The following is an 8,477-nucleotide window of genomic DNA, read 5'->3' on the forward strand; positions in this document are numbered from 1 at the left end:
TTTGGGACAAAAAAATCTTTAGCAAACTTTCTCGGGCGAAAACACAAATTGCGCCTAACGGAAAGGGCTTGGCGAAAAACTGGCAATAAAATTCCTTCCGCCAAAAACCGAAGTTAAATTTATAACAAAAACTTCAATACTGTTTTTACAAGCTAAATTTTATTCCGTCTGCTGAAACTGAAGCAAAATGTTAAAACAAAAGTTGATGAAACATTCGTCAGCCAGTTTTTTGCCAAACCAATGTTGCCTGCCGTTATTTTATTATACTGTCATAACTCTATAATCTGTTTTTCCAATAATACCTTTGAATTGTTCTTGTGATATATCACTAGTACCCGACAAAAATGATGGTTCAATTTGATTCACCATATTATAAAAGGTTTCGCTTATAACAATTTTTCTTTCATCTGATTTTTTCATCAACCGTGCAGTAAGGTCAATTCCATTTCCATAATAATCGTCTACTATTGAACTGTATGAAATATTATATGTATCGGTACAATAATGAATTGCAGCCTTTGTCTTAAGTGTAATATTTTCAATTGTAGGAGGATTTATAGAAACGCAATTTTTTAAAATGTCTAATACTGTTGCATAATTTTCATTTGCTTGAATAATCTTGTCGTCGGGAATAAAAATCATTATTTCGTCACCAATAAGTTTTAAAATATTGTCACGAAATAAAGTTGAAGTTCCTGAACAAATTCTAATTGTGTTACCAATTAAAATAATCCACTTCTTTAAGTCCTCACTTTTTATTGCTGTCGAGCCACAAATGTCTATGAATATGCAAACACCTTTTGTTGGTGTTAGTCCTTCAATTTGTTCCTTTAATAATTGTGGGTTGTCAAAATTCAAATACATAGCTTTCGTTTGTTAGGTTGTCAGTTATAATGGCAGGCAACGGGAAAGGCTTGGCGAAGAACTGGAAATAGAATTCCTTCCACCCCGAACCAAAGTTAAATTTATAATCAAAAGCTGATGCTTCTTTTACCGGCTAAATTTTTGTTCCTTTCGCTGAGACTGAAGCAAAATAGCAAAACAAAAGTTCAATAACTTACGTCAGCCAGTTTTTTGCCAAACCAATGTTGCCTGTAGTGTTTGTCATTAATCTATCGGTTTTTTATAATTGTTTAGTTGCTGTAAAACACTTTACCATTCCAAGGATATTCTACTCCTCTCCATATTGTCGCCTTTAGACAAACAAAAATTATCGTTACAAAAAAAATTACCGTCATTAATTGAAAACGTCCTGATGATTTGTTTTTAGATTTGATTGTCCAAATGAAATGGATAATCAATAACAAATACATAAGTCCATACCATAGCATATCTCCAAGTCCCCAACCAAATGCAATATGTTTATAAAATGTACCCAAAATGCAAATAATAAATTGTACAATTAAAACTATTGTGTTTGCTATCTTCCAAATATTTGTCATTTCATAGTATAATGAGTATCTAAATTGTCAGATAGTACGCTTGTTAACATTGCAGGCAACGGCGAGGGCTTGGCGAAGAACTGGAATTTAAAACCCTTCCGCCCGAACCAAAGTTAAATTAATGTTCAAATGTTGATACTTCTTTTATCAGCTAAATTTTATTTCTTCTGCTGAAAACTGAAGCAGATTAGTAAAACAAAAGTTTAATTACTTCCTTCCGCCAGTTTTTTGCCAAACCAATGTTAGCGGTAGTTATTGTTCTGTTATTATTTGAAATCGGTCCGTTCCTTCGATTCTTTCTAATTCTGTCCCGATTGGGTTGTTTAGATATTGTATAATTGCGTCATCATAATTTGCGATAGTATTCAGGTCGTAAAACATTAAATTGTCTGGATTGTCAACATAACTTTGATTTTCTGTCCCTGAGAAAAACCTCCAACCACTATCACTATCGATTTTGTCGTCTGGCTCTTCTCTATACATATATTTTACTTTCATTCCCTCAATAGTTATCTTGTCTGTAGCAATGCAACTTCCCATCTTTGGAATAATTTCTAAAATTTCGTCAGCTTTTAATTTAAAGTTCTTCGTCATTGATTAGAAGTTTTTTCTTTGCGATGTGGTTTCCATAATTACCGCTAACGTTCAAGGCTTGGCGAAGAACTGGAATTTGAAACCCTGCCGCTGAAACCAAAGTTAAATTAATGTTCAAATGTTAATGCTTCTTTTACCAGCTAAATTTATGTTCAGTCAGCTGAAACTGAAGCAAAATAGCAAAACAAAAGCTGAATTGTAACCTGTCAGCCAGTTTTTTGCCAAACCCATGTTAGCCGCTTTTTGTGTTTTTGCTTTTTTGGGACAAAAAAATCTTTAGCAAACTTTCTCGGGCGAAAACACAAATTGCGCCTAACGTTCAAGGCTTGGCGAAGAACTGGAATTTAAAACCCGTCAGCCGAAACCAAAGTTAAATTTATATTCAAATGTTGATGCTTCTTTTACAAGCTAAATTTTGTTACTTCTGCCGAAAGTAAAGCAAAATAGCGGAACAAAAGCTGATGTTTATTCCGTCCGCCAGCTTTTTGCCAAACCAATGTTGTATGCCGTTTTTTTACTCTTTCACATATACAGCAAGATAAGTTGTTGTTGGTGTTCCAATTCCCAAACAACCTGGTTTTTGAATTTGAAATACTGAATGGAATTTGTAACCTTGCTCGTCGGCATACTTAGAAAATCTTGATTCTAAATTTAAGATGTCTTTGTCGGTGAATTGTGCACCAATTTGTTCAATTTTGTACTGCATATTATTAGGAATTTATTTGGTTTTTAGTTCGTCTATACCGCCATTTTCTGGCTTGCATTTTTTAAGTCTTTTAATTGTAAGCAATGTTCCTTTTAGAAATCCAAATTCTCTAAACGCTTCTTCGGAATAATGAGAACAGCTTGGGTCAAAAACACACCTATTTCCAAGTTTATGAGAAATATTTTTTTGATAAAATCGTAATAATCGAATAATTAAATTCAGCCAAAAAGGCTTTTTAGGAATTGCCTTATTTTGTATTTCCTTGTCAAGTTTAGTATATTTAGAAAAGTGTCTTTCAACTAAAATAGCATTTTTGGGGTCAACATTTAATTCGAATGTGTCTTGTCCAACATCAAATTTGTTGTTAATAGTCATAGATAATGTCGGTTAAAATGGCATACAACGGACAGGGCTTGGCGAAGAACTGGAAATAGAAATCCGTCAGCCAAGAACTTGAACTAAAGATAAAAAATAATTACAAAAGTTCAACAACTTTCGTCCGCCAGTTTTTTGCCAAACCAATGTTGCACGACGTTTTATGTTTAAAAGCAGAAATACGAATTTGTGTTTTTAAACAGATTTTTGTCCGTCAAACATTTAAACATTAAAAGTCAGCGAACAAAAAGTCCGGCGAATATTTTGTCTTGCGAACTTTTGACTTATAAAAATAGCATTTTAAAATCCGGCGCGTAAAAGTCCGCCGAAGTTTGTCCGCAAGAAAAGCCGCAAGTTCGATTGTCCGTTTGCAAAAATTAAACTTAATTAGCAAAACCCAAAAAGTCATTTGCAAATACTGTTTTTACCAACCAAAAGTTTGAATTCCAATTTTATGCCGATAAAAACAGCATTGGAAAAAGTCAGCGCAATTAGTCGGCGATTATTAAAAGTCGGCAAATATGTCTGCACTTTGGTCGGCAAATGGCGTGCAACGGAAAAGGCTTGGCGAAGAGCTGGAATTTGAAATCTGTCAGCCGAAACCAAAGCTAAATAAAAGTTTCAAAGTTCAATACTGTTTTTACAAGCTAAATTTCTGTTCCTTCAGCTGAAACCGAAGCAAAATAGCAAAACAAAAGTTGATGTTTAATTCGTCAGCCAGTTTTTTGCCAAACCAATGTTAGCGGCTGGCATTTCTATCATCCAAAAAGTCGTTAAAAAATTTTTCTGCCTTCACTTTTACTTCAAAAGGTGTTTGTTTGATTGAAATTAAATCATCCAATAAAAGAATTGTCCTTATTATACATCTTCGACATTCTTGTCTATGTACTTCATTATGAACACCTTTATTGGATAGTTCATAAAGTTTGCTCCATTCGTCAAATAGTGAAACTGTGTTTGTAACAATTAAGTCAATATTTGTTTCGCTTTTTAGCTCTCTTTTCGCGAATTCTAATAACCTATTTTTGTACTTGTCTTTCTTTAAAGAATGCCCATCAATTATTTCATCCGTTGCAGGAAATAAACAGTCAACAATATATTCAAAAAGCCGTCTGCAAGATGTCATTGCCAATGCATATTGTTCTCCTGTTTGTGCATTTGAAAATGTATGATTAATTGTCCATAGCCGGTCTGTCAATTCTGGAGCTGTATCGGTTAGTTTTGCGATAATTTCATCTGTAATTGTAGTAAAAAGCGATTCTGTACTTTTTTTCCATTCCGCTGTCCTTTTCGCATTCTCAAAATTATGATTGTCGTCCATCAAAGAGTATCTATAATTGGAAAACTCTGTATTCACTTTTTTAAATGGGATTCCTTTCAAAAGCTCCTTAAAATGTTCAGCAGTTTCTTTTTCTTCTTCATTGTCAGTGTCAAGAAGAATATTAATATCTCTGTTTAGGATTCTAAACTTTGGACCAATACATTCGCAGTATAACCACCAATGTAATTCTATTGCGTTGTCAATTTCGAAGCTACCTAAATAATGTTCTTCATTTTTTAAAGAAGCATGTAGTTTCTCTGCAATCTCCTTTTGTATAGTTTCAAAGCAAATTACAAATATATCTTGTTCGATAAAGTATTTGGTTTTGTGAAATAGGATTCGTTTCCAATTGTCTCCCTTTGTTTGAAATAGATAATTTAGAAAATCACTGGGCTTGTCGAACTTTCTTATCATTTCATAAGTGATAAGGTCTCCAATTAGAATTTTTGAAGAAATGAACGGCTCGTTAAGATTTAAAAGATTTGTAAAGACTATCTTATAGAACAAGCTGTCATACCGCTCTTGAATTTCTGTGCATTTAAAGTGATAAGCTACTTTCATACGGAGTTTGTCTTATGCTTGCCGCTAACGGAAAAGGCTTGGCGAAGAACTGATATTTAAAATCCTGCCGCTCCAAACCAAAGTTAAATAAAAGTTCCAAAGTTGATGCTTCTTTTACCAGCTAAATTTATGTTCCTTCAACCGAAACTAAAGCAAAATAGAAAAATAAAAGCTGAATTGTAAACTGTCAGCCAGTTTTTTGCCAAACCCATGTTAGCCGCTTTTTGTGTTTTTGCTTTTTTGGGACAAAAAAATCTTTAGCAAACTTTCTCGGGCGAAAACACAAATTGTGCCTAACGGAAAAGGCTTGGCGAAGAACTGGAAATTGAAATCCGTCAGCCGAAACCAAAGCTAAATAAAAGTTCCAAAGTTCAATATTGCTTTTAAAAGTTAAATATTGTTCCGTCAGCCGAAACTTAAGCAAAATAGTAAAATAAATGTTCAATAACTTCTGTCAGCCAGCTTTTTGCCAAACCAATGTTAGCAGAAGTGCTTTTTTATTAAGTCGAAACTTTTTGCTTTGAAGAAGATTTTTTGACTTTCATTATTGACTTGTTTTCAGATTGATTTGTCTTGTAAGCCTGAATGTATTTACTTATTTCTTTTCTTTCATCATCTGTCAAAGGCTTGCTTTGAATCATGAAATCAACTCCTTCCGGTTCTTTTATATGTCCCATCGTTTAACTTTTAAAATATTTATCAATTAAAAATTTTGCAGCATGTGTTGGAATAATCATTCTTTGTCCGCCAAACCTATACGCGCCTAACGTCTTTTCGTAGTGCCGAATAAGTTTAGTCTTTGCGTCGAACGCAACAAAACCTTCAAAACCTTTTTGAAAAGAGACCTTGCAAGCATAAGCAACTAAGTTTCCAGCAACACCTTCATACAGTTTATTTTTGCCAATATTGAACGCGGCACTTTCTACTAAGTTCATAAACACATGGTCGGTTTCTATTGATAAACTTAACAAACCTTGAATAACGTTGAAATTATGAACAACAGTCAGCTTGTAAACTTCTTTTGCACTATCGTTAAACTCGTTTTTCCAGTTAAAAGACCAACCATTTTTCTTTGTGATCAGTTTAAAATCAGATTTCGCTACCAAGCTGACGTCTGTCTGAAAGCTGTCGCCAGAAATTGTGTTTTGGATTGAATTTGTGAGTCGGTCAATTTCAAAATCGAGTGCTATACTGCTTCTTTTCTTCACATAGCTAATTTACGAAATGTTAAGACAGTCGTCAAATGTCTTTTAAACGTTTGGGTCTTTGTAGCATTTCTGCTAACGGAAAGGGCTTGGCGAAGAACTGGAATTTGAAACTCGTCCGCTGAAACCGAAGTTAAATAAAAGTTCCAATGTTCAATACTGTTTTTACAAGCTAAAAAAATGTTCCTTCCGCCGAAACTGAAGCAAAATAGTAAAACAAAAGTTCAAAAACTTCCGTCCGCCAGTTTTTTGCCAAACCAATGTTGTGTGCTGTGCTTTTTAACGATTAAATATTATTTTTAGTTAGCTTGTTATATCCATTGAATGTTTTGAACTTGATACAATCTTTTGGCATCCTCCAATGCTTCATCAATGCTGTCGTAAAAAAAGTCAGTTTGTGTGTTAAAGTTTTTGTCACATCCAAAAAGATAAAAACCGCTGTCATCTTTGTATTGGCAAACAACGATATATTCTATTGAAGTTTGAATATCGTTAATAATTACATTGTTAAAAGTTATATTCGATTTCGAGATATATAAAGTCTTTGCGCCGTCGATATATTTTGGAATGTCTGTCAGCATAGCACACAACGGAAAAGGCTTGGCGAAGAATTGGAAATTGAAATTCGTCCGCCCAAACCAAAGCTAAATAAAAGTTCCAATGTTCAATACTGTTTTTATCGGCTAAATTTTATTCCGTCTGCCGAAACCGAAGCAAAATAGCAAAACAAAAGTTGATGTTTATCTCGTCAGCCAGTTTTTTGCCAAACCAATGTTATGTGCTGTTTATCTTTCTGAAGTCCGAATTCTTCTCTCTAAGTCCTTAAATTCTAATTCAAGCTTTTGAAACAATTCGACTTTTTCATTTAAAGGTTTTACTAAATTCTCGTCTTTTAAAGCGGAATAAACAGCAAATTTTTGACCGATGTCTAATGCTGTTTTGTCCATTAGCTCTTGAACTTCTTGGAGCTTTTTTATTAATTCGTTCATGATTTATTTTTGAAATTCTTTTTCTTTTGCTGTTACTTCTTGAAACTGATACTCTTCTTTAAAATCTATAGAGCCTACAATTGCAGAATAGGTCTTTGATGTTAAACTATATGAAAGTAATAAATCAAATGTATGAGTTCCATTATTATCTGCCAATTCAAATTTTTGGGCTTGAAAATCTTCGTCATATTTTACACCAACTACTTTGAACTTTTTTTCATAGTTCATACTTTTCATTTCAAAGATTTTAGGTGTTAAAGTTAACGTCCATTCTGATTCGTCTACAGAAGTTCCTTTTCCGGGTTTTTTCCATAGGACAGCAGTACTTGTAAATACAATGTACTGCAAGTTTTTATCTTGAATTTGAGGTTTAGTTCCCGGTTCTACAGCTTTCTCCGTGTTTATTGGAATATTTAAATTTGAATTAATGAAGTTTTCTTTATTTCTTAATTGTAGAGTTTTATTTTTCTGTGATAATATTTCTTGCGGAGTCATACTTACCTCAACTAATTCTATTGATTCAAGGCAGTTGCCAATAAATACTGATTCCCCTGCCATAAATTCTAATTTTTTCGCTCCAACATTTTCAGGGGAAGTAGTTTGTAGTTTAGATAACGAGAATGTTTTGTCTATAAATGAAACGGGAGTAATATTATAAGTTATGTCATTTGTGTACGGAACTTTTTCCAAATTTTTAAAAATAATTCCAAAACTTTCCGCTTCATAAATAGTACCCCTGTTAATGTTATAAACGATTTGTGGATTAGAAAGAAACATAGCATTACAGAAAGAGCCAGAATTTAAAACGCCTTGGCCAACTTGTATTTTGGTCGGTTTATTGGCTTCAACTATCCATTTTTTTCCGATTGGTACAGTCTTAGGGAATTTGGTCAGAAATACTGTTTTAGTTTGAGCAAAAAGGGTTGTCGTAAACGTCAAAGCTAAGAATAGGAAATGTTTTTTCATGTAGTGATTCGGTTTGGTCGGCAAAATAGCACATAACGGTGAGGGCTTGGCGAAGGTTGGGAATTTTCAGCAAAAAAGTTTAGTAAAAGCAGTAAGTTCATAAAAGTACAAATTTTAGAAAAGTATTTTCGCCCAACTTTTGCCAAACCCATGTTAGCCGCTTTTTGTGTTTTTGCTTTTTTGGGACAAAAAAATCTTTAGCAAACTTTCTCGGGCGAAAACACAAATTGCGCCTAACGGAAAAGGCTTGGCGAAGGTTGGGAATTTTCAGCAAAAAAGTTTAGTAAAAGCAGTAAGTTCATAAAAGTACAAATTTTC

General features: G+C 33.5%; 10 protein-coding genes. All 10 read right to left on the reverse strand.

The genetic code is table 11. The features are described from left to right. Positions 1 to 261: 261 nt before the first annotated feature. Positions 262 to 864, reverse strand: a complete 603-nt coding sequence (locus GO621_RS18355; protein ID WP_157569800.1) for a nucleotidyl cyclase domain-containing protein — start codon at positions 862 to 864, stop codon at positions 262 to 264. A gap of 830 nt (positions 865 to 1,694) precedes the next feature. Then, positions 1,695 to 2,036 (reverse strand): DUF2185 domain-containing protein, encoded by a 342-nt coding sequence (locus GO621_RS18360; RefSeq protein ID WP_157569802.1) that lies wholly within the window; start codon positions 2,034 to 2,036, stop codon positions 1,695 to 1,697. 514 nt (positions 2,037 to 2,550) lie between these two features. Continuing rightward, complete coding sequence (locus GO621_RS18365) at positions 2,551 to 2,742, reverse strand: hypothetical protein (protein WP_157569804.1); 192 nt, start codon at positions 2,740 to 2,742, stop codon at positions 2,551 to 2,553. 12 nt (positions 2,743 to 2,754) lie between these two features. Next, positions 2,755 to 3,117, reverse strand: a complete 363-nt coding sequence (gene yidD, locus GO621_RS18370) for a membrane protein insertion efficiency factor YidD (protein WP_157569806.1) — start codon at positions 3,115 to 3,117, stop codon at positions 2,755 to 2,757. A 739-nt stretch (positions 3,118 to 3,856) separates the two neighbouring features. Further along, on the reverse strand, positions 3,857 to 4,999 hold the full coding sequence (locus GO621_RS18375; protein WP_157569808.1) for a hypothetical protein: 1,143 nt from the start codon (positions 4,997 to 4,999) through the stop codon (positions 3,857 to 3,859). Positions 5,000 to 5,499: 500 nt separating this feature from the next. Beyond that, on the reverse strand, positions 5,500 to 5,676 hold the full coding sequence (locus GO621_RS18955) for a hypothetical protein (protein WP_198170316.1): 177 nt from the start codon (positions 5,674 to 5,676) through the stop codon (positions 5,500 to 5,502). A 3-nt stretch (positions 5,677 to 5,679) separates the two neighbouring features. Continuing rightward, the gene (locus GO621_RS18380) at positions 5,680 to 6,207 is read right to left on the reverse strand and encodes a hypothetical protein (RefSeq protein WP_198170317.1); all 528 of its coding nucleotides are present in this window, start codon (positions 6,205 to 6,207) and stop codon (positions 5,680 to 5,682) included. 308 nt (positions 6,208 to 6,515) lie between these two features. Further along, positions 6,516 to 6,785: a hypothetical protein gene (locus GO621_RS18385; protein ID WP_157569811.1), complete on the reverse strand. Its 270-nt coding sequence runs from the start codon at positions 6,783 to 6,785 to the stop codon at positions 6,516 to 6,518. A 204-nt stretch (positions 6,786 to 6,989) separates the two neighbouring features. Continuing rightward, positions 6,990 to 7,193, reverse strand: coding sequence for a hypothetical protein (locus GO621_RS18390; RefSeq protein ID WP_157569813.1), 204 nt, complete (start codon positions 7,191 to 7,193; stop codon positions 6,990 to 6,992). Between the two features lie 3 nt (positions 7,194 to 7,196). Continuing rightward, positions 7,197 to 8,159 (reverse strand): hypothetical protein, encoded by a 963-nt coding sequence (locus tag GO621_RS18395; protein ID WP_157569816.1) that lies wholly within the window; start codon positions 8,157 to 8,159, stop codon positions 7,197 to 7,199. Positions 8,160 to 8,477: the final 318 nt, after the last annotated feature.

It is taken from the genome of Mucilaginibacter arboris (assembly GCF_009754915.1).
Classification (GTDB): Bacteria; Bacteroidota; Bacteroidia; order Sphingobacteriales; family Sphingobacteriaceae; genus Mucilaginibacter_A; species Mucilaginibacter_A arboris.